The sequence below is a fragment of the Citrobacter sp. XY323 genome (assembly GCF_025106035.1).
Taxonomy (GTDB): domain Bacteria; phylum Pseudomonadota; class Gammaproteobacteria; order Enterobacterales; family Enterobacteriaceae; genus Citrobacter; species Citrobacter braakii.
Genome location: NZ_JANYUK010000011.1, coordinates 162,381 through 184,340, shown reverse-complemented (window position 1 = coordinate 184,340; position 21,960 = coordinate 162,381). Strand labels below are relative to the sequence as shown.

The following is a 21,960-nucleotide window of genomic DNA, read 5'->3' as shown; positions in this document are numbered from 1 at the left end:
CGCGCTTATCGCTGGTGTTACGGCGTAAGCATCATTAACTGGCCTTGTTCATGACGATTTTTGCATCCCGCTACACTGCACTTCCTGTTTCTTTACTGCCTGTCTTCCTCTCGCCTTATGCCGTGGCAGAAAGTGAGATAAACGATCAAACGCTGATCGTTAGCGCGACACCACAGTCCGTTTCTGAACTGGACACCCCTGCCGCCGTCAGCGTCGTTGACGGAGAAGATATGCGTCTGGCAACGCCGCGAATTAATCTGTCTGAATCCCTGACCAGCGTCCCTGGGCTACAGGTGCAAAATCGGCAGAACTACGCCCAGGATCTCCAGTTGTCGATTCGCGGATTTGGTTCGCGAACCACTTATGGCATCCGCGGCATTCGTTTGTATGTCGACGGGATCCCGGCAACCATGCCGGATGGGCAGGGTCAAACATCCAATATTGATATCAGCAGCGTACAAAATATTGAGGTTTTACGCGGCCCCTTCTCTGCTCTGTATGGCAATGCGTCTGGTGGAGTGATGAATGTCAGCACTGAAACGGGACATGAGCCGCCAACCATTGAAGCCAGCAGTTATTACGGCAGTTTTGGCAGTTGGCGCTACGGGTTAAAAGCAACGGGCGCACTGGGCGATGGCACACAGCGAGGGGATGTGGATTACACCGTTTCAACAACCCGGTTTACCACCCATGGTTATCGCGATCGCAGCAGCGCACAAAAAAATCTGGCCAATGCCAAACTGGGCGTGCGCATGGACGATACGAGCAAACTAACCCTGATTTTCAATAGTGTAGAGAGTAAAGCTGACGATCCTGGTGGTCTTACCGAGTCGGAGTGGCAGGCCAATCCGCAGCAATCTCCCCGCGCTGAGCAATACAACACGCGAAAAACCATCAAGCAGACCCAAGCAGGATTGCGCTATGAACGCCAGCTTAGCGCGAAGGATGATATCAGCATCATGACCTATGCGGGGGAGCGTGAAACCACTCAGTATCAGTCAATCCCGATGGCCCCACAGTTAAAACCGTCTCATGCCGGAGGCGTTATTACCCTGCAACGTCATTATCAGGGGATAGACAACCGCTGGACTCACCGTGGCGAGCTGGGCGTACCCGTGACCTTCACCACCGGTCTGAATTACGAAAACATGAGCGAAAACCGTAAAGGCTACAACAACTTTCGCCTTGATGATAGCGTGCCAGAATATGGTCAGAAAGGCGACTTACGACGTAACGAACGTAACCTGATGTGGAATGTCGATCCCTATCTGCAAACCCAGTGGCAATTAACGCAGAAACTCTCGCTGGATGCCGGGGTTCGCTACAGTTCGGTGTGGTTTGATTCTAACGATCGCTATATTACGCCTGGTAACGCAGATGACAGCGGTGACGCCAGCTATCACCAGTGGTTACCTGCTGGATCGTTAAAATACGCCATCACCGATGCCTGGAACGTCTACCTGGCCGCAGGACGCGGGTTCGAAACGCCCACCATCAACGAGTTGTCTTACCGCTCCGACGGCCAAAGTGGGATGAATTTTGACCTACAGCCTTCCACAAACGATACCGTGGAAATCGGCAGTAAAACGCGTATCGGCGATGGGCTGTTCACCGCAGCGCTATTCCAGACCGATACCGATGACGAGATCGTGGTTGACAGCAGTAGCGGCGGGCGGACAACCTACAAAAACGCTGGAAAAACCCGCCGTCAGGGAGGTGAGTTATCCTGGGACCAACGCTTTGCCGCAAGCTGGCGCGTAAAAGCTGCATGGACCTGGCTGGATGCGACCTACCGCAGCAACGTCTGTGGCGATCAACACTGCAACGGCAACCGCCTGCCTGGCATTGCGCAAAACATGGGATTTGCTTCGCTGGGCTACGTGCCTGATGAAGGTTGGTATGCGGGAACTGATGTTCGTTATATGAGCAACATTATGGCCAATGATGAAAATACGGCGCAAGCCCCGTCCTATACCGTAGTGGGTTTAAATACCGGCTATAAATTTTATTACCGCAGTCTGATGATCGACCTGTTCGGTCGGGTGGATAATCTGTTTGATAAGTCCTACGTCGGTTCGGTGATAGTGAATGAGGCAAATGGTCGATATTACGAACCGGCGCCAGGACGAAACTATGGCGTAGGGATTAATCTGGCCTGGCGTTTTGAGTAACACTGGCGGGAATGACTCCCGCCATCCGTTTTACGCATCGTCTGCAAGACGAATCACCACTTTACCGAAGTTTTTGCCGGTCAGCAGGCCGATAAAGGTCTGCGGCGCATTTTCCAGACCGTCGGTGATTTGCTCGCGGTAATGGATTTTGCCCTCTTTAACCCAGCGCCCCATCTCCCGCTGAAACTCCTGAATGCGGTGACCATAATCCTGACCAATGATAAAGCCCTGCATCCGAATTCGCTTTTTCAGCAGCGTTGCCATCAGCAAAGGTAATCTATCGGGTCCGCCTGGAAGCGATGTGGCGTTGTAACCGCTGACCAGTCCGCACAGCGGAATGCGCGCAGAGGTATTGAGTAATGGCAGAACGGCGTCAAATACCTTGCCGCCGACGTTTTCGTAGTAAATATCGATCCCCTGCGGACAGGCTTTTGCCAGCTGTTGCGCAAAATCTTGTGCATGGTGATCGAGGCAGAGATCAAAGCCTAAAACCTCGGTGGCATGTCGGCATTTCTCTGCCCCGCCTGCAACCCCGATCACCCGGCAGCCTTTGAGCTTACCAATCTGCCCTACCGTTGCGCCAACCGGGCCGGTGGCGGCGGCCACAACCAGCGTTTCCCCCGCTTTTGGCTGACCGATATCCAGCAGCCCCATATAAGCAGTAAATCCTGGCATCCCCATCACTCCCAGCGCCCAGGAGGGATGTTCGGGATTATCGCCAAGCTTCACCAGCCCGTTACCGTCGGAGATGTCATAGTCCTGCCAGCCGCTGTAGCTCAGCACCCACTCGCCTGGCTGGTAATCAGGATGGTTGGAGGACACCACGCGACTCACGGTCCCGCCAACCATCACGCCGCCAATCTCTACCGGCGGGGAATAAGACGGCTCATCGCTCATGCGTCCACGCATGTAGGGATCGAGGGAAAGAAAAATGGTGCGCAGTAAAACCTGGCCTTCACCCGGCGTTGCCACCTCATCCTCTTCAAGACGGAAGTTTTCCGGGACCGGCGCGCCATGCGGGCGGGAAGCCAGTACCCAGCGGCGATTGCGATTAGTCTGTTGACCCATGATGTGCTCCTCTGCTTTTGGCATGATTCCATCAATAGTAGCAGCCTGTGTCCGCCAGTTAGCTGACGACATGATTTAACCGCACAACCAGGTAAACGCAGGGTTGTGCGGTTTCATTGATAAACCGACAATCATTCGGCGGGCCAAGCTCCAGGCAATCGCCAGCCCGCATTTCATGACGCACGTCCCCTTCCACAAAGACCAATTCCCCCTGCTGTAGCCAGATAAGTTGTCTTGCCTGCACGTAGGAAGAGGCTGGCATCGGGATGTCGCTTCCAGCGGGCAATTCTATCTGCACCAGATCAATAGGCAGATCGCTGCGCGGTGAAACGTGGCGGCGCAGATAGTGGCTTTGCGGGTCGTGCCAGACAGGCTGATCAGCGAAGCGCAGCAGCTTGCCCTCCTGCATTTCGGCCCGCGCCATCAGCATAGACATGCTGATACCAAAGGCACCGGAGAGCCTGCCCAGCAGCGTGGCCGTAGGGCTGCTCTCACCGCGCTCTATTTTATGGATCATCGCCCGCGACACGCCTGCGCGTTCAGCGAGTTCCGTCAGAGACCAGCCGCGAGACTCCCGCTCAATGCGAATTCTTGCACCGATCCGTTGATTTATGCTGTCTTCAATAGTATTCATATTGTAATACTATAGTGAACAATCCCTGAGGTTCAACATGTCCATTCGATTTGCCAGCAAAGAAGACTGTGCCGCCATTGCAGAAATCTACAACCACGCGGTACTGCATACGGCGGCTATCTGGAACGATCAAACGGTCGATGCCGAAAACCGTATCTCATGGTATCAAGCCCGCCAGTTGATGGGCTATCCGGTGCTGGTGAGTGAAGAGAATGGCGTGATTACAGGGTACGCCTCCTTTGGCGACTGGCGTAACTTTGATGGATTCCGTCATACCGTTGAACATTCGGTATATGTCCATCCTGCTCATCAGGGTAAAGGCCTGGGACGAGCGCTGCTCAGCAGGTTAATAGAAGAAGCCCGCGCGGGCGGCAAGCATGTGATGGTTGCGGGCATTGAGTCTCAGAATCAGGCGTCGCTGCATCTGCACAGTACGCTGGGTTTTAAAACCACCGCGCAAATGCCACAGGTTGGCACGAAATTTGGGCGCTGGCTGGATCTGACTTTTATGCAGTTGCAGTTAGACGATCGCCGCGAACCGGATGCCAGCAGATGAACCAGACGCTAACCCTCTCCTTTCTGATTGCCGCAGGTATTGGTCTGGTGGTGCAAAATACCTTGATGGTACGCATCACGCAGACGTCCTCGACGATCCTCATCGCCATGTTACTTAACTCGCTGGTCGGGATCGTGCTGTTTGTCAGCATACTGTGGTTTAAGCAAGGTATGGCGGGGTTTGGGGAACTGGTTTCCAGCGTGCGCTGGTGGACGCTAATCCCTGGCTTGCTGGGATCGTTCTTTGTTTTTGCCAGCATCAGTGGATACCAAAATGTGGGTGCAGCAACCACTATCGCGGTGCTGGTGGCCAGCCAGTTAATAGGCGGACTGGTGCTGGATATTCTCCGCAGTCATGGCGTGCCGCTGCGGGCGTTGGTGGGGCCGGTCTGCGGCGCGGTGCTGCTGGTTGTTGGGGCCTGGCTGGTGGCGAGACGTTCGTTTTAATTGCGCTTATCCGGCCTGAACATGCAGGCCGGATAAGATGTTACTTCGCCATCTGGCCACAACGAATTAAAGGATTGTGCCGCCTTTGGTCAACTGTTCGCGACGGGTTTCCATATCCTCTTTATGCTGACGGCCATGATGTGCGATAGCCGTACGCAAACGCTGTTGCTGGGTGTAACGTTCTTCCCGGCTCAGCACGACATCATCGCTGAGTTCAATCAGCAATTCATTCATATGCGTAATGACGCTCTCTTCAATGGCGGCATCAACACGTGCGCTGACCTCATCCAGATGCGACATAACCTCTCCTTAACTCATTAATTTAATTTTGCTTTTGAAAAATCGCTGCCCATCAGGCTAACGCTGTATCCGCTGACGTTGCTGCGCGTCGCGTAAAACGTTTTCCCGTTTGCCAACGCGATCCACGGAGCCTGCTGGTAGAAAATCTCTTGCGACTGCTGGTAAAGCGTGGCGCGTTCTTCCGGTTTACTCACCAGTTTCGCCTTTTGAACCAGCGAATTATACTCTTTATCGCACCAGCGCGCGGCGTTAGATCCGGTTTTAATGCTGTCACAGCCCAGCAGTACATCGGCGAAGTTATCCGGATCGCCGTTGTCTGACATCCAACCGAACAACGCGGTGTCATGCTCACCTTTACGCATTCCGGAGAGATATTCGCCCCACTCGTACGACACAATTTTCGCCTTCACGCCAACCTTCGCCCAGTCGCTTTGGATCATCTCGGCAATCCGTCGGGAGTTCGGGTTGTATGGGCGCTGAACCGGCATTGACCACAGCGTCGCTTCAAAGCCGTTTTCCAGTCCCGCCTGTTTCAGCAGATCTTTCGCTTTTTGCGGGTCATAAGCGTAATCCTGCAAATCTTTATTGAATCCCAACATATTCGGCGGAATTGGCGATTTTGCAACCGTACCGGAACCTAAAAAGACGGCGTTAATAATGGCCTTTTTGTCTGTCGCGTAGTTAAGCGCCTGACGCACCAGCACGTTATCAAACGGTTTTTTCTCGGTATTAAACGCCAGATACCCGACGTTCAGCGCTTCAACCGAATGCAGTGTCAAATCTTTATTCTTCTTAATCTCGTCAAACTGTACGGGCGCAGGCGCCGGAATTATCTGGCATTCATTGGTTTGCAGTTTCGCCAATCGGGTCTGAACGTTTGGCGTGATTGAGAAGATCAGGTGCTTCGTGGGGACGGCGCCGTCCCAGTAGTTCGGGTTGGCGAGATAGCGGATTTGCGAATCCTGTTTGTACTGCTGCAACACGTATGGCCCGGTGCCAATTGGCCAGTTATCGACGTTTTCCGGAGTGCCTTTTTTCAGCATCACGTCGGCATATTCCGCAGAGAGGATGGAGGCAAAATCCATTCCCCAGTCGGCAAGAAACGCGGCGTTAGGTTCATTAAGGATAAACTGAACGTGATAATCATCGACCTTCTTCACTTCTTTAATCAGTTTATCCAGACCGACATCGTTGAAGTATTCGTAGCTTCCCTGAGAAATTTTGTGGTACGGATGATCGGCATCTTTCTGTCGTAATACCGAGAAAACCACGTCATCAGCGTTGAAGTCGCGGGTTGGTTTGAAGAATTTATTACTGTTGAATTTCACGCCCTGACGCAGGGTAAAAGTGTAGGTCTTACCGTCCGGCGAAATCGTCCAGTCCGTTGCCAGAGACGGAACTGGCGTATTTTTTACCGGATCAAAATTGATGAGTCGGTTGTAGAGCACCTGTGAGCTGGCCACAAACGATGGACCGGAACTGGCGATTTGCGGGTTAAATGACTCTGGCGACGCTTCTGAGCAGTAAATGAGAGTGTCAGTATTGGCCGCGAACGCCGCGCCTGATGGTAAGACGGCGCTGAGCGCCAGCGCGAGTAACGTTGTTTTCCTTGCAATCATGGTTATAAGCCTTCTTATTTTATTATTAACCGGGATATCAGAGCATAGCTGACAAAAACTGACCAATAACAAATCACTATCAGGTTATTCTAATCCGGTGTATTTCGCTGAATAATTCATCACCCTAAGCGAATTAATTTCCCTTAAGTCTTTTTGAAAACGTCAAGATTTTTCCCGGCACTCTATGCCATGAAAATTCGCCCCTTTTTGCCTCTCTTCCACCGTTTGCTCGTTTTTATAAAACGTAAAGTAGATACGTGAAGAAGTCTAAGGGGTAACAACGTGGCAAAAACTCTCTTGCGCAGCGGCAATTTGGATGACTATCAGGCCGTGGGCGGCGGTGGTCAGGCCGTGTTTGATTCAGCATTGCAAATTCGTGAAACGCTTCGCCTGCGTAAACAGCAGGCGATGGTGGATTGTCTGGCGATCCCACAAATTAACGACAACGGCGATCGCGTTGACTGGTATTCGCCGATTGAAGGGAAAGCTGTTGCATGGAAAGCCGCTGATGAAGAGGCCCGTTTTCGTGCGCTGCGCTATCTGGGGAGCACGCTGGAAAATGCGGCGGCGCTGAGCCGTAAAAGCCTGCAATCGGGTAAAACCTCCCTGCAACTGTTTGGCTCCCTGCTGGAAAAAGCCATCCAGTTTCCTGGTGAGAATCACGTGTTTCTGGTTGAAGGTAAACCCGTTATTACGTTCTGGGGTTTCGTCAATCTGAATGAAAATCCTCGCGACGATGTGCTCGATTGCCTGCGCCTTGCCGATATTCCTCCGGTCGTCACCGTAGCAGAGCCTGAGCCGGAAGAGGAAATCACTGCCCAAATCACCTTCGCCGAGGCCGAGGCGCCTTTGTTGACTCCAGTCGTTGAGCTACCTAAACCGGCTGAACCTGAACCTGAACATGAACCACAACCCCCGGTCGTTGTTAACGAACCGGAAGTCTCGCCGCCGCTCGCACAGAAGAAACCCGCACGCCGCCTGCCGCTGTGGAGCCTGCCCGTTGCCGCGGTGATCATTGCAGCCATGGTTGGGCCGCTGTTGTGGAAGCAACAGCCCTCCCAGCCCGTACCCGCTGTTCCCCCAAGAGACGTCGCTAAGGCAGATATGGCACCGCTGCCAGAACTGACATCTGCACTGCCGTTGCATCGGGCTGAAGTGGTTCCGGCTGCGAAAAAAGAAAAACCTGTCGAAGGACCGGTCGTGATCGCCGCGATTCCGAAAGATGCGCTGGTGATGGATGCCAACCAAATGAAGGCAGGAACGACGCGTTTTCTCAACGGTAACTGGCGCGTAATGGTTGATGTTAAAGATCCGGTTAGCGGTAAAGCGCCGTCGCTGCGCTATCAGATCCAGGCCAATAAAGGCACTGCGCGCGTGGTTCATGGCGACAATATTGTTTGTCGTGCCGAGATTTTCTCCGGTTTGCATCAGTCAGGTGAATTAATGATTAAGAGTCGCGGGAATGCCCGTTGTACGGACGGGTCACGTTATCCGATGCCGGAAATTACCTGCAAAGCGGGAACCAATGACGTCGCCGCCTGTACCGCACGTTATGACGATCACGCGGAAATCCCTCTGACGATCAAAAAGATAGGTGCCTGATTTTATGTTGGTGAATCTGTGTGACTACAAACAGAGCGTGACGCTCATCGCCAATAGCGGTGTGCAATTTCTGGATTTTGGCCTGACGCCGCAGGAATCTGCGCATCATGGCCGCTTTGTGCGCAAAACGGCAAACGGTCCCCTGCTGCGGCTGGATTTCGATCTGACAACCGGACGTTATACCTTACCAGGCAGCACCGGCGGTCAGCCCGAAGTGGTGAAGCCGGAAAGCACCCAGAAGCTGCATTATTCGCTGGACGTGCTCGACGGTGTCTGGCTGCCGCTGCCGTTCCTGCGCTTTAATCCGCCGCGTACGTTCGTTGAAGGCCCGGATAACTGGGCGCGCGTACAGGTGCGAAAGCTGGCGCAACCTGACAGCGCGGGCAACACCCACCGCGTCACCGTGGCGCTGGACAGCCAGCTCACTGAAAATGCCCCTGCGGCGTTAACCCCCAACGAAAATGACCTGCTGAACGGTACGCGATTTGCGCTGGCCTGGCATGACAACGAAATTGCCGATTTCCTCGACCAGACCTGGATTGACGGCTGGTTGCGCGAATCCTTTATGCATCATGTCACACAGCATGAGAACCGCTCAGAACAAGAGATCCAGCAGGCGCTGCGTAACTTTGAATATCAGGCGCACTGGCTGAATGTGCTAACCCTGTTAGGCGAGCAGCTTTCCGTCCCGGAAGTGAAACTGGTCACGCATACCCTCAGCACGCCCGCCATTCCCGTTGATCTTATCCTGGATATCGGTAACACCCATACCTGTGGCGTCCTGATTGAAGATCACGGGGATGCCAATGACGGACTGCGCCAGACAGCCGAATTGCAGGTGCGTTCGTTAAGCGAGCCACAGTTTCTCAACGATCCGTTGTTCACCAGCCGACTGGAGTTTTCCGAAGCGCGTTTTGGTAAGCAGCACTTTTCCGTGGAGAGCGGTCGTGATGATGCCTTTGTCTGGCCGTCGATTGTCCGCGTTGGCGATGAAGCCCGAAAGCTGGCGATGCAGCGCATGGGCACTGAAGGCAGCAGTGGGATCTCCAGCCCGCGCCGTTATCTGTGGGACGAAACGCCGGTGTTGCATGACTGGCGCTTTAGCCAGATGAATGGCAAAACCCAGCGCGAACCACTGGCTACCGCATTCCCGCTGATGAACCTGATGAACGATGACGGGCAACCGCTGTTCAGCCTGCCGCAGGATGATCGTCTGCCGGTATTCTCACCGCAATACAGCCGCAGTACGCTGATGACGCATATGTTGTGCGAAATACTGGCCCAGGCGCTGGGGCAAATTAACAGCGTGGCGACGCGTTTGCGCCTCGGATTCCCGGCATCTCCTCGTCAGTTGCGTACGCTGATCCTGACCCTGCCGTCGGCGATGCCCAAACAGGAGCGTGAGATTTTCCGCCTGCGCATGTTTGAAGCTATTGCGTTGGTCTGGAAAGCAATGGGCTGGCACCCGCAGGATGAAGACTTCACCACCCGTAAACAGCAGGAAAAGAGCGTGGTTCCCGTACCTGAGATCCAGATGGAATGGGATGAGGCCAGCTGCGGGCAACTGGTGTGGCTGTATAACGAAGCAATCTCTCACTACGATGGTCACACCGAGTCGTTCTTTAACGCCCTTGCCCGCCCGGACCGTTTGCCGGAGCCTGGTGAGACTAAAGGTCGTGCGCTGCGCGTGGCATCGATCGACATTGGCGGCGGGACAACGGATATGGCCGTCGTCCATTACCAGCTTGATGACGGCGTGGGTACAAACGTCAAAATTACCCCGCACCTGCTGTTCCGTGAAGGCTTTAAGGTTGCGGGCGATGACATGCTGCTGGACGTGATTCAGCGTTGCGTGTTGCCTGCGCTGCAAACCCGCCTGCAACAGGCTGGCGTGACCGACGCCGCCGCATTGCTGGCTACGCTATTTGGCGATTCCGGGCGCATCGACACCCAGGCGATTTTGCGTCAACAAACGGCGTTACAACTCTTTATGCCGCTCGGTCATGCGGTACTTTCAGCCTGGGAACAAAGTGATATTAACGATCCGGTAGCGGGTCTGCATGCCACCTTTGGCGAACTCCTGAGCCAGCAACCAACGCGCAACGTACTGAATTACATCCAGCAGGCTATCGATCATGCGTTACCTGCGGGATCGCCAGCATTTGATGTGCTGAGCGTGCCGTTACAGGTGCAGTTCAGGCAGTTACAAGAAGCGTTACTGGCGGGCCAGTTTACCCTGAGCTCCCCACTGCACGCGGTCTGTGAGGCCATTTCACACTATCGCTGCGATATTTTATTAGTGACCGGCAGACCCGCCTGTTTACCTGGCGTACAGGCGTTGATCCGCCATCTGCAGCCCGTTCCGGTTAATCGTATGATCTGGATGGATAACTACCGCGTACATGAGTGGTATCCGTTCAGCCAACAAGGGCGGATTGGTAACCCCAAATCCACCGCAGCAGTTGGTGCCATGTTGTGTAGCCTGGCGCTGGATCTACGCTTGCCGCGTTTCAACTTTAAAGCTGCCGATATCGGCGCTTACTCGACCGTACGTTATCTCGGCGTGTTGGATAATACGGTCAATACGCTGCGTGATGAGAACATCTGGTATCACGATATCGATCTGGATAAGCCCGGCGCGAAACTGGATGCCCGCCTGCACTTCCCATTGCGCGGCAACGTTACGTTAGGTTTCCGCCAACTGGCCAACAGCCGTTGGCCTGCCACACCGCTGTATACGCTCAGCATAAATTCTGCCGAACTGGCAAAAACCATCGCCGGAGATGGCGTGTTGAATGTACGGCTGCAGCTACGCGGTGGTAGCAAAGAAAGCGGCCCGGAATTCTTCGTACTGAGCGATGCGTGGTTACAGGATGGCACTCCCGTTGCCGCCAATGCCTTAACGTTAAAACTGAATACGCTGGCAGACCGACGCCATAGCGGGAGCCATTACTGGATTGATAGCGGGAGCGTGTACCTGAAATGAGTAAGATGTTAAACACCGCGCAGGCCGCCATCGAGTGGGTAACTGATACCCGTCAGCGTGCGGCGCGTCTTGATGATGAAGCGGATGCCCTGTTGGCACAGCTCACCCTGGCCGCCGTTAATGAATCTGCGTTGAAGACGACCTTTTCATCGCGAGGATGCGTTGGGCTTTACGGACATTCGCAATCGGCAAAAGCGCACCTGCTCACAGCATTGTGCAGCAACGCCAATGGCAAAGTGAATATCGTTACCCCAGATCGCAGCTTTGATTACTTTTCACATATCAATCCTGGTCATGCGCCAACCAATATGGCGATCCGCTTTACGCGTGATGAAAATCCGCTCGATGGTGAATGGCCGTTGCGCCTGCGGCTACTCAGTGAAGCCGAACTGGTACAGCTATTTATTACCCAGTTCTGTGCGCTTGCGGACAACCGCCAGGTCGAGAAATCGATTATTGAGGCGCGCCTGGAAAAATGGCAAACGTTGCGCCAGCGTCATCCGGTGCCGGGCATTACCGCGCATGATGTCGCGGCAATTGGTCATTTCTGGCGCGCCTGCGTACCGGCCAGACAGCAGCAATTTGACGACGCGCTATGGCATCAGTTTGCCACGCTGCTACCCGCACTGGATCTGACTACCCGGGCAAACGCCTGGGCGTTACTGTGGGGAGAACAACCAGAGTTGACGCAACAGTGGTTGGCGCTGGCGCATACGCTGCAACAAACCGGGAGCGCGCAAGAACTCGCGGCTCCGCTGAGCCTGCTGGTTGACCATTTTGGTTTACCTGCCGAGAGTTTCCTGACTCAGGTAGCATTGAACGGGAATGAGGCGCAAAGCGATGTGGTGGTTCATCCAATAGAAAATGATCAGTTGCTCAATGCGGTCAGCCTTTCTCAGGCTTCGCTGGCGCTGCTCACGCGCGAGCTGGTCCTGACGGTTGAAGACGCGGTACTGGAGAATGTCGATCTGCTGGATATTCCCCTCGCCCCGGATGTTCATCCCCATCCATTGTGGCAGGCCAAATTAGGCTGGATGCTGGAACATTATCGCCAGCATCTGCAACCGGATGTACTTTTAATCTGTAATGCGGTATCTACCCGCTCCCAGACGCCCGCCATCACCCGCAAGCTACTGGGCTGGGTTAACGATACTCAGCCCGTACATGACGCCGCATTGCCGGGGGTGGTCTGGGCCATTACTCCGCAGGATGCGCGGTTTAGCACTCAGCAAAATCTTGATGAATCTGTGCAGCAATTAATGGGCAAACCCGGACTGCACTGGGGCACGCTGCAGGCGCTGGATAAACACAGCTTACAACGCCTCGTCGAATGGCTGACTCAGGCAACCTCACCCCAGCAACGCCAGGCTAGATTGACCTCCCTGCGTGAGCAGCACCAGCAGCGTGTACGCGAAACCCTGATCGGCTGGATTAACCCCGTTGAAACCGAATCGGGTAGCAATGAGTCGGTGATCCGCCAGCTCCAGGCCCAGGCGGCAAAGCATGGCGAACTCCTGGACGGTTTGCTCCCGCCGATGCGCCTCTTTGAGTCGCTGCTGCGTGTTCAGCAGCCGCGCGAGGAACAGGTGAGCGGATTATTTAATGAAGAGATTGACCTGTTTGCCGAGGTGCGTGACACACCGCACTCGCCGGAAAGCAAAGAGACCGGGTATCAGGTGCACAAAATGTGGGTTAACCACGTGCGCCAGTGGTGTCGCGATGAAAATAATGCGCGCCGTTTACGTCTCGAGCCGCGTACGCTAAGGCAGGTTGCCGATATCCTCGTCACCACCAGCTATCGGCTGGAAATGCCGCAACGCTTACAGCGCATTATGCAGCGAGAAAACGTCTGCGCCGCGCAGCTTCACGCCGATATTGGGGATTTTATTACCTGGCTTGGATTTGCCAGCGTGGCAGAGGAACAGCGTCCGGCCAGCAGGATCCAAAAAGGATCGGCTATTTTTAGTGCCCCGGCGCAACAGCCGATGTTACGGTTGACGAAACTGGATGAACAACCTTCGCATGGCGCAAGCCGTTACGTTTACGACTGGCTGGTCGCTTTGTATACCCGCGCCAATGAAAACGTGGGATATCAGCATCCGCAGGATGTTTGCGCAGCCGACAAAAAACGATTAGATGCCCTGCTTTCCTCCTGAAACGGCGTTTACGCCGTCATCAGAAGAGAGAAAACATTAACGCGACGGGAAAACTCATCGGCCAGGTCGCCCCGACTAATACCGCGCTGAGAAAACGAATCCGTTTTTTATCGCGGGAAAGAAACCAGGTGATGATTGCCGTGATAGCGGCCATCACCGCATAAAAAACCAACATTTTTTGGTACAGAGACATGTCAGGCATCCGGGCCGAAAGGTAAAATCGCGCGCAATATGCTCTTTTTCATGACCCACATCAAGTTTTATTAATTATTTTAAGAGAAACGCCGGTAAAACAAGCCGTTTTCATTATGTTCAGAATCCGTACTATTGCGGATAGTTATAACCCGTACTATACCCATAAGGGTTAAAACGAAAGGTGGCACAAATGAATGTTTCCAGTAAAACTGTGGTGCTGATAAATATATTTGCTGCTGTAGGACTTTTCAGTCTGATTTCCGCAAGGTTTGGCTGGTTTGCTTGATGTCGTTCTTCTTGATTAATTGCAGCGTCTGCTGGCAGAGAGGCTCTTCTCTCTGCCATTAGTACACGATTTTCCCACTCTCCTGCCACCCGGTAAATTATCCTTAGTATGTAATACCCCTAATCCTTCTGCGGCATTATATTGCCCGCATAACGGCTCGGTGTTGTGCCGGTATGCTGATGGAAAAAAGCGATAAAAGCACTGTCACTGACAAATTCCAGATATTGCGCCACCTGGCTGATCTGCCCCCCGTCAGCCAGCATCTCCATGGCTTTTAATAGTCTAAATTGCTGCCGCCAGCTCTGATAATTCATCCCGGTATCCCTGGTAAATATTCGACTGATCGTCCTCTCGCATGCCCCAACCCGTTGGGATAATTGATTTAGTCGTGGTGGCAATTCGCCCATACGTACTCCTTCAAGCCACACGTTCAGCCGTGGATCTGAGGGAAACCGCAACGTCCAGTTTTCACTGCGGGCGGCCCGCATTTCCTCACAAAAAACGGTGATAAGACTGGCCTGCTGCGCGGCAGGCATTTCCCACGGCCAGAAAGCCATACGTTCTATTACTTCAAAAAAGAGAGGATTAACGTCGACTATCTGCAGCGGTAACTTAGATAACGGCAATGTAGTTGAAAAATACAACGAACGATAAGCCATCACGCCACGCATTATGGCGCGATGTACCGTACCAGCCGGGATCCAGACCGCGCGCCGTGGCGGTAGCAGACACAGGGCATGCTCCAGCTCAATCGTAATGCTTCCCGCTGCCGAAAAAAGTAGCTGATGACGAAGATGGCGATGCCGGCCTGAATCGTGTACGCCCATCTCGGAGGCAATCCCGATTACCGGTTTATCAAAGCTATCCGCATCGAAATCATCATCCGGGGCAATTTCCATTATCTGTCCGATAGTTGATATTTAAAGTCTTGATAATGGTAATGCGACACCTCCCTTTCAGCAATAATGCCCGCCAGTTTTCTGTCTCTCTGGATATTGCTATGAACACTCTTCGCCGCCCGCCGCTGTGGCTTCTTACTTTGCTGATTATGTTTCCGCAACTGGTGGAAACCATTTATAGCCCGGCATTGCCAGGAATCGCCACGTCTTATCACGTAAGCAGTGAGCGCGCGGCCCAAACACTCTCCGTTTATTTTATTGCCTTCGCCATCGGCGTGGCGATGTGGGGTTGGCTGAGCGACTGCATCGGTCGACGTTGGGCGATGCTGGCAGGACTTATCTGCTATGGGTCAGGTTGTGCCCTGGCCGTGGTTGCCACTGACTTCAGCGTTTTGCTGCTGGCGCGGATGATCTCAGCCATCGGCGCGGCTGCCGGGTCAGTGGTGGTACAGACCATGTTACGGGACACATATGAATCAACTGCACTATCCCGCGTCTTTTCCGTGATGGGCGCTGCGCTGGCATTGAGTCCCGTTTTCGGCCTGCTAAGCGGAGGTTGGTTGGTTAGCCTGTATGGTCATACCGGTGTATTTATTGCCCTTGTGCTGCTGGCGCTACTACTGCTAGTACTGACTGCGACCATGCTGCCAGAAACCCGGCCCGAAAATACGCTCAGACCCAGCCTTGCTGCACTGCTCTCCCGCATGATGCGTGACCGCGAACTGTGGAAAAATACTATGCTGGTTGCGCTGCTGAATACCATGCTGTTTAGCTATTACAGCCTGGCTCCGTTTCTTTTCGGGCAATTGGGATGGAGTTCCAGAGCCTTTGGCTGGACGGGGGGACTACTTGCGTTTGCTTCGCTGTCGGGCAGCCTGCTGAACCGGAGATTATTGACGACAGACCTGACGTCGGAACAGAGGGTACGTTATGCCTGTGCGCTGGCAGCATTGTCAGGCCTCGCCGCGTGGTGGTTACAGCACTCCGCGTGGATTCTGATACCGGTTTTCGGCGCGGTGATTGCCTATGGCATCGCAATCCCTAATGTGCTGAGTCAGGCCCTACGCCACTATCGTGAACAGGCCGGGGCCGCCGGTGCATTATTCGGATTAAGCTATTACCTGTTGCTGGGAATGATGCTGGGGGTGGCAGGCATGGTGCAACAACTGGGGCTGGTTCTGAGCGTCTGTGCGCTACTCGCCTGGATTTGCAGCTTGCGGCGCGGATAATCGGATGACGATCCTGAAAGCACAAAGCCCTGACATTAAGCCGGGGCTTTGTTGTATTAATAGCCTGACCTCGCGGATATTTCCAACTTACCGCCGTCCGATGGCGACGAGGCCAGTGGCGCGAATAATATAGACACACGTTTGCCAGTATTTAGCTATCCGTGCCGCATTTATCGCTCGCGCTTAAGATATTACTCATGCTTGATCATGACATGGCGAACAATCGTGTAATCTTCCAGCCCGTAAACCGACATATCCTTGCCATAACCAGACTGTTTTTGTCCACCGTGCGGCATCTCGCTGACCAGCGTGAAGTGGGTATTGACCCAGGTGCAACCATACTGCAGGCGAGCGCTAAATCGATGCGCGCGCCCCACATCCCGAGTCCAGACGGAGGATGCCAGGCCGTATTTCGAATCGTTAGCCCACGCCAGCACCTGATCTTCATCCTCAAATACGGTGACGCTGACCACCGGACCGAAAACTTCCCGCTGCACGATAGCATCTTCCTGCTTCGCCCCGGCCAACAGCGTCGGAGCAAAGTAGTAGCCTGCGCCGTCCACTTTTTTACCACCGGTGATGACTTTGATATGCCCCAGTGCTTTGGCTTCATCGACCGCTTTAGTCACGCGATCGAGGTGCGCCTGCGAGCTTACCGGCCCCAGCTCCGTCGATTCGTCATTCGGTGCACCGATTTTCAGACTGGCAACCGCGGCACCGAGTTTCTCAACCAACGCGTCATAAATGCCTTTCTGGGCATAGATTCGACAAGCGGCAGTACAGTCTTGTCCGGCGTTGTAATACCCAAAGGTTCGCACGCCGCTCACCACCGCATCCAGATCGGCATCATCAAAAATGATGACCGGGGCTTTGCCGCCCAGCTCCATATGTGTGCGCTTAATCGAAGGCGCGGTGTGCTGGATAATGTGTTCACCGGTCGCAATGGAGCCGGTCAGGGAAACCATCCGGACTTTTTCATGACCGGTCAGCGGGTCACCCACCGTTTTGCCACGGCCAAACAGCACGTTGATAACGCCAGGCGGATAAATATCTTTGGCAAATTCAGCCAGTTTAAGTGCCGTTAGCGGGGTGATTTCTGACGGTTTAATCACCACACAGTTACCCGCCGCCAGCGCCGGTGCCAGCTTCCACGCCGCCATCATCAGCGGGTAGTTCCACGGCGCGATAGAGGCCACCACGCCCAGCGGATCCCGCCGAATCATCGACGTATGCCCTTCCAGATACTCTCCGGCCGCCTGCCCTTGCAGGGTACGAGCCGCCCCGGCGAAGAAGCGGAAAACGTCGACGATTGCCGGAATTTCATCGTTAAGGACACAGTGCAGCGGCTTACCACAGTTAAGCGATTCCAGCTCAGCGAAGGTTTGCGCGTTATCGGCGATAGCATCCGCCAGTTTCAGCAGCAGTTCGGAACGGACTTTCGGTGTGGTTTGTCCCCAGGTGGCAAATGCGCTGTCTGCTGCACGTACCGCCGCATCAACCTGCCCGGCTGACGCCTCGGCAATCTCCAGAATGCGTTCTCCAGTGGCAGGGTTATAGACTGGCTGCTTTTCACCTTCACCGTTGACCAGCTCGCCATTAATCAGTAATTGATGTTGCATAGCAATTTCCCATATCGTCGTTTATTTACCGTTTCCGGCGAGAGTGTCGCCTTCACGCGTTAGCCACCAGGCCCCTAAAATTGGCAGTGTTGTCACCAGCATTACCAGCAATGCCACAACGTTGGTGACAGGCACATCTCGTGGTCGACCCAGTTGATTGAGCAGCCACAAAGGAAGTGTTCTTTCATGTCCGGCGGTGAACGTTGTCACGATGATTTCATCAAACGACAAAGCAAACGCCAGCATCCCTCCCGCCAGCAGTGCCGATGCCAGATTTGGCAGCACGACATAACGAAAGGTTTGCCAGCCGTTGGCGCCAAGATCCATAGACGCTTCAACCAGACTCCATGAGGTACGGCGAAAACGCGCCACGACGTTGTTAAACACCACCACCACGCAAAACGTCGCATGGCCGACCACGATGGTGAGAAAACCGGGTTCCAGGTTGATAGTTTTAAACGCCGTCAGTAGCGCCAGACCGGTAATAATCCCCGGCAGCGCGATCGGCAACAGCAGCAACAGCGATATTGCGCTTTTACCAAAAAAGTCCCTGCGCCACAGTGCGGCAGCGGCCAGCGTCCCCAGAACGAGGGCAATGGCCGTCGACAATGCAGCGATTTTAAGTGACAACGTCACCGATTCCAGAATATCGCTACGTTGCGCCGCAACGCTAAACCACTTCAGCGTTAACCCCTGCGGTGGAAAACTAAAAGCAGCCTCCTCAGTATTAAAAGCATAGGTGGCGATGATGAGGATGGGAAAGTGCAGGAAAATAACCCCGCCCCATGCCGCCAATTTGAGTAACCAGGGCGCGCGTTCAGAGTGCATCGAAAGCTCCCAGACGCTTCACGAACGCCAGATACAGTGCGATTAACACAATCGGCACCAGAGTAAATGCCGCCGCCATCGGCATATTGCCGATCGCCCCTTGTTGCGAATACACCATATTGCCGATGAAATAGCCTGGCGGCCCCACCAGTTGCGGCACGATAAAATCGCCCAACGTCAGAGAGAAGGTAAAGATCGACCCTGCCGCGATACCGGGTATCGCCAGTGGCAGGACCACATAGCGGAAAGTCTGATGCGGACGAGCGCCCAAATCAGCGGAGGCCTGTAAGAGCGAAGGCGGAAGTCTCTCCAGCGCGGCCTGTACCGGCAGGATCATAAACGGCAGCCAGATGTAGACGAACACCAGAAAACGCCCTAACCCTGAAGTCGACAACGTATTGCCGCCTACCGCAGGCAGCGTCAGGAACGAAAGCAGCAGCGGCTCCAGCCCCAGATGGGTTAAAAACCACTGCGCCACCCCGTCTTTAGCCAACAGTAACGTCCATGCGTAGGCTTTAACAATGTAGCTGGCCCACATCGGCAACATCACAGCAATGTAAAAAAAGGCTTTCATTTTGCCACTGGTATATCGCGCCATATACCACGCCATCGGAAACGCCAGAATCGCGCTGGCAATGGTGACCGCCACCGCCATCGTCAGGGTACGCAAAATGATGTCGTAGTTGGCGGGATTAAACAGCGCCTGCAAATTCGCCAGCGTCAGGTCGGGTGTGACCGACATGGTGAAATCATCGAAGGTATAAAAACCTTGCCACAACAGCGTCAGTAATGAGCCGAAGTAGACGATCCCAAACCACATCAGCGGTCCGAGGAGCAGCAAAAACAGCCCCAGACCCGGATTACGCCAGAAGAACCCTGAGATCCGGTTCAGACTTGTCGACTGTGGAGGCGAATGTAAGACATTCATAGCCATTCACCTCTCCTCAACCAGCGGTACCATCACGTCGCGTGACCACGATGCCATCACCTGTTGACCCGGCGACAGCGTTGTCGGCAGCATTTCTCCCGTCAGGTTCGCCTGGCTAACCAGCAATTTTTCACCGCCGACAAGTTTCAGCTCAAAACGTGTCGCGGCACCCTGGTACTGCACCGCCTGGATAACCCCCCGGGCCTGGACTTCGCCACTGCTATCATTCAAGCGAATGTGTTCCGGACGCAGGGAAAACATACCCTGTAGCCCGCAAACATTCGCTGACATCGTTTCATCAAAAACATTTGACGTCCCGACGAAACTTGCCACAAACGGTGTGCGCGGACGCATGTACAGTTCACGCGGAGAATCCACCTGTTCGATGCGACCATTATTAAACACCGCCACACGATCGGACATCGACAGGGCTTCACCCTGATCGTGGGTGACAAAAATGAAGGTGATACCCAGGGATTGCTGTAACTTTTTCAGTTCCAGCTGCATCTGCTCACGCAGCTTAAGATCCAATGCCCCGAGCGGTTCATCCAACAGCAGGACGCGCGGTTCATTGACCAGCGCGCGGGCAATCGCCACGCGTTGCCGCTGACCACCGGAGAGTTGCGATGGTTTGCGTTCATAAACAAAACCGAGCGCAACCTTATCCAGCGTTTCACGTGCTTTTGCGTGACGCTGTTTTTTATCAATACCTTTGACCATCAGCCCGTAGGCGACATTGTCGAGAATCGACATATGCGGGAATAGCGCATAATCCTGAAATACCGTATTGACGTTCCGTTCCCAGGGCGGCAATTCGCTGGCCTGCTTACCAAAAATGGTGATTGCGCCGCCTGACAGTTGCTCAAACCCTGCAATAAGGCGCAGACAAGTGGTCTTGCCGGAGCCGGATGGCCCCAGCATAGAGAAAAACTCACCGTCGTTAATCGCAATACTCACCCCATCAACTGCACGAACATCCCCGTACAGACGCGAGACGTTATGAAACTCCACTGCGTACGTCATAAAACCCCCAGCGGAATTAACGACCGCCCATAATGGCGATGTAATCCTGCGTCCAGCGACTGTAAGGAACGAATTTGCCACCTTCTGCGATCGGCGTTTTCCAGAAGGCAATTTTGTCAAAGTAGCTATAGCCGTTGGTTTCACAGCCCTTTTCACCCAGCAGCGGGCTGGCTTTACAACCTTCAGGCACGACTGGCAGAGAACCAAACCAGGCTGCGACGTCGCCCTGAACTTTCGGGGTTAATGACCAGTTCATCCATTTGTAAGCGCACACCGGGTGTTTGGCTTCGCTGTGCAGCATGGTGGTATCAGCCCATCCGGTAACCCCTTCTTTTGGGAAGACCGTGGCAATAGGCTGCCCTTCTCCTTTCAGGGCGTTCGCCTGATAAGGCCAGGCGCTGGACGCCACCACACCTTCGTTTTTGAAGTCGCTCATTTGCACGGTGGTATCGTGCCAATAGCGATGGATCAGCGCGTGTTGATCGCTCAGGACTTTGATCACCGCCTGATACTGTTGTTCGGTGAGCTGATAGGGATCGGTAATGCCCAGTTGCGGCTGAGTCGCCTTAACGAATAATGCAGCATCGGCAATATAGATCGGGCCATCGTAGGCTTGAACGCGCCCTTTATTGCTTTTTCCGTCCCCAAGTTTTTGCTCAACAAATACCACGTTCCAGCTATCCGGCGGCGTTGGGAAGATTTTGGTGTTGTACATCAGCAGGTTTGGTCCCCACTGGTACGGTGTGCCGTAAACTTTTCCGCCAACGTTAAACCACTCGCCTTTTACCACGCGCGGATCGATGCTTTTCCAGTTAGGGATCAGCGCGGTATTAATCGGCTGAACGCGTTTTCCCATAATCAGACGCAAGGAGGCATCACCGGAAGCGGTGACCAGGTCGTAGCCGCCTTTTGCCATCAGGCTGACCATTTCATCAGAAGTGGCCGCTGTTTTAACATTGACCGCGCAGCCGGTCTCTTTTTCAAACTGCGAGACCCAATCATATTGTTTATCGGTCTGTCCACGTTCGATGTAGCCCGGCCAGGCAATAATATCCAGACGGCCTTCCGGTTTATCTAAGGATGTCGGGGGTTCGGCTGCCTGTGCAGTCATCAGCGTCATACTGAGTGCGCACAGGCTACTGAGGGCAAACTGCTTGCTCATAACGTCTTACTCCTGTCTAAAAAATATTGAGCGGCAGCCTTGCCGTAAATATATGTCCTTTCCTAAAAATAGTCGGGGTGTTGTAAGCGTTCCTGCTGGCGCAAGGAAATTTAATCAGGTTGTGAGCTAACGCTCATTACGCTACTGATGCTGATCGGGAGCTTTAATCTTCTGGAGTATAGACAAGGAGTTAGGTGCAACGGTGGCAATAGTAAGAACTATTGATTTTTTGTATGGTAGCACCCGATATAAA

Annotated in this window: 19 protein-coding genes; 8 read left to right on the top strand and 11 right to left on the bottom strand. The window is 53.9% G+C overall.

Translation table 11 applies throughout. The features are described from left to right. The first annotated feature begins 50 nt into the window (after positions 1-50). Positions 51-2,171 (top strand): TonB-dependent receptor PqqU, encoded by a 2,121-nt coding sequence (gene pqqU, locus N0B36_RS14995; RefSeq protein ID WP_259688573.1) that lies wholly within the window; start codon positions 51-53, stop codon positions 2,169-2,171. A 30-nt stretch (positions 2,172-2,201) separates the two neighbouring features. Here pqqU and N0B36_RS14990 read toward each other — a convergent pair whose 3' ends face one another. Next, positions 2,202-3,239, bottom strand: coding sequence for an NADP-dependent oxidoreductase (locus N0B36_RS14990; protein ID WP_259688572.1), 1,038 nt, complete (start codon positions 3,237-3,239; stop codon positions 2,202-2,204). A 58-nt stretch (positions 3,240-3,297) separates the two neighbouring features. Further along, entirely contained in the window at positions 3,298-3,873 is a 576-nt protein-coding gene (locus N0B36_RS14985) for an XRE family transcriptional regulator (RefSeq protein ID WP_016153140.1), read from the bottom strand. A gap of 37 nt (positions 3,874-3,910) precedes the next feature. On the opposite strand from N0B36_RS14985, the gene N0B36_RS14980 reads away from it, so the two are divergent. Together N0B36_RS14980 and N0B36_RS14975 are read left to right on the top strand one after the other, a co-directional pair. Then, positions 3,911-4,429, top strand: a complete 519-nt coding sequence (locus N0B36_RS14980) for a GNAT family N-acetyltransferase (protein ID WP_259688571.1) — start codon at positions 3,911-3,913, stop codon at positions 4,427-4,429. Further along, the gene (locus N0B36_RS14975; protein ID WP_016156572.1) at positions 4,426-4,875 is read left to right on the top strand and encodes a DMT family transporter; all 450 of its coding nucleotides are present in this window, start codon (positions 4,426-4,428) and stop codon (positions 4,873-4,875) included. Before N0B36_RS14980 ends, N0B36_RS14975 begins: the two co-directional genes overlap by 4 nt. Before the next feature lie 66 nt (positions 4,876-4,941). On the opposite strand, the gene N0B36_RS14970 is transcribed toward N0B36_RS14975, so the two are convergent. Both N0B36_RS14970 and N0B36_RS14965 read right to left on the bottom strand, forming a co-directional pair. Beyond that, a complete protein-coding gene (locus tag N0B36_RS14970) occupies positions 4,942-5,175 on the bottom strand; it encodes a YdcY family protein (RefSeq protein ID WP_016153143.1) in 234 nt (77 codons plus the stop codon). Between the two features lie 17 nt (positions 5,176-5,192). Next, the gene (locus tag N0B36_RS14965) at positions 5,193-6,794 is read right to left on the bottom strand and encodes an ABC transporter substrate-binding protein (protein WP_259688570.1); all 1,602 of its coding nucleotides are present in this window, start codon (positions 6,792-6,794) and stop codon (positions 5,193-5,195) included. A 282-nt stretch (positions 6,795-7,076) separates the two neighbouring features. Here N0B36_RS14965 and N0B36_RS14960 point away from each other — a divergent pair, with 282 nt between their 5' ends. From N0B36_RS14960 to N0B36_RS14950, 3 genes are read left to right on the top strand one after another with little or no spacing between them, the layout of a single operon-like run. Beyond that, the gene (locus N0B36_RS14960) at positions 7,077-8,396 is read left to right on the top strand and encodes an SrfA family protein (RefSeq protein WP_259688569.1); all 1,320 of its coding nucleotides are present in this window, start codon (positions 7,077-7,079) and stop codon (positions 8,394-8,396) included. A gap of 4 nt (positions 8,397-8,400) precedes the next feature. Next, positions 8,401-11,382, top strand: a complete 2,982-nt coding sequence (locus N0B36_RS14955) for a virulence factor SrfB (protein ID WP_259688567.1) — start codon at positions 8,401-8,403, stop codon at positions 11,380-11,382. After that, complete coding sequence (locus tag N0B36_RS14950) at positions 11,379-13,538, top strand: virulence factor SrfC family protein (RefSeq protein ID WP_259688566.1); 2,160 nt, start codon at positions 11,379-11,381, stop codon at positions 13,536-13,538. Before N0B36_RS14955 ends, N0B36_RS14950 begins: the two co-directional genes overlap by 4 nt. Positions 13,539-13,557: 19 nt before the next feature. On the opposite strand, the gene N0B36_RS14945 is transcribed toward N0B36_RS14950, so the two are convergent. Continuing rightward, a complete protein-coding gene (locus N0B36_RS14945; RefSeq protein WP_016153148.1) occupies positions 13,558-13,731 on the bottom strand; it encodes a GhoT/OrtT family toxin in 174 nt (57 codons plus the stop codon). 192 nt (positions 13,732-13,923) lie between these two features. Between N0B36_RS14945 and yncL the strand changes: the two genes are divergently transcribed. Then, entirely contained in the window at positions 13,924-14,019 is a 96-nt protein-coding gene (yncL, locus tag N0B36_RS14940; protein WP_071524268.1) for a stress response membrane protein YncL, read from the top strand. Between the two features lie 119 nt (positions 14,020-14,138). Here the strand turns inward: yncL and N0B36_RS14935 are convergent, their stop codons facing one another. Continuing rightward, on the bottom strand, positions 14,139-14,918 hold the full coding sequence (locus tag N0B36_RS14935) for a helix-turn-helix domain-containing protein (RefSeq protein WP_259688565.1): 780 nt from the start codon (positions 14,916-14,918) through the stop codon (positions 14,139-14,141). 101 nt (positions 14,919-15,019) lie between these two features. Between N0B36_RS14935 and N0B36_RS14930 the strand changes: the two genes are divergently transcribed. After that, the gene (locus N0B36_RS14930; protein ID WP_259688564.1) at positions 15,020-16,147 is read left to right on the top strand and encodes a multidrug effflux MFS transporter; all 1,128 of its coding nucleotides are present in this window, start codon (positions 15,020-15,022) and stop codon (positions 16,145-16,147) included. Between the two features lie 191 nt (positions 16,148-16,338). Here N0B36_RS14930 and patD read toward each other — a convergent pair whose 3' ends face one another. The 5 genes from patD to ydcS are packed head-to-tail and all read right to left on the bottom strand — an operon-like array spanning position 16,339 to position 21,707. After that, a complete protein-coding gene (gene patD / locus N0B36_RS14925) occupies positions 16,339-17,766 on the bottom strand; it encodes an aminobutyraldehyde dehydrogenase (protein WP_016156580.1) in 1,428 nt (475 codons plus the stop codon). A gap of 21 nt (positions 17,767-17,787) precedes the next feature. After that, positions 17,788-18,594: an ABC transporter permease gene (locus N0B36_RS14920; RefSeq protein WP_003020204.1), complete on the bottom strand. Its 807-nt coding sequence runs from the start codon at positions 18,592-18,594 to the stop codon at positions 17,788-17,790. Then, on the bottom strand, positions 18,584-19,528 hold the full coding sequence (locus N0B36_RS14915; RefSeq protein ID WP_016153152.1) for an ABC transporter permease: 945 nt from the start codon (positions 19,526-19,528) through the stop codon (positions 18,584-18,586). The genes N0B36_RS14920 and N0B36_RS14915 overlap by 11 nt, the downstream gene beginning before the upstream one ends. Beyond that, entirely contained in the window at positions 19,529-20,545 is a 1,017-nt protein-coding gene (locus tag N0B36_RS14910) for an ABC transporter ATP-binding protein (RefSeq protein ID WP_259688563.1), read from the bottom strand. 16 nt (positions 20,546-20,561) lie between these two features. After that, entirely contained in the window at positions 20,562-21,707 is a 1,146-nt protein-coding gene (gene ydcS, locus N0B36_RS14905; protein ID WP_016153154.1) for a putative ABC transporter substrate-binding protein YdcS, read from the bottom strand. Positions 21,708-21,960: the final 253 nt, after the last annotated feature.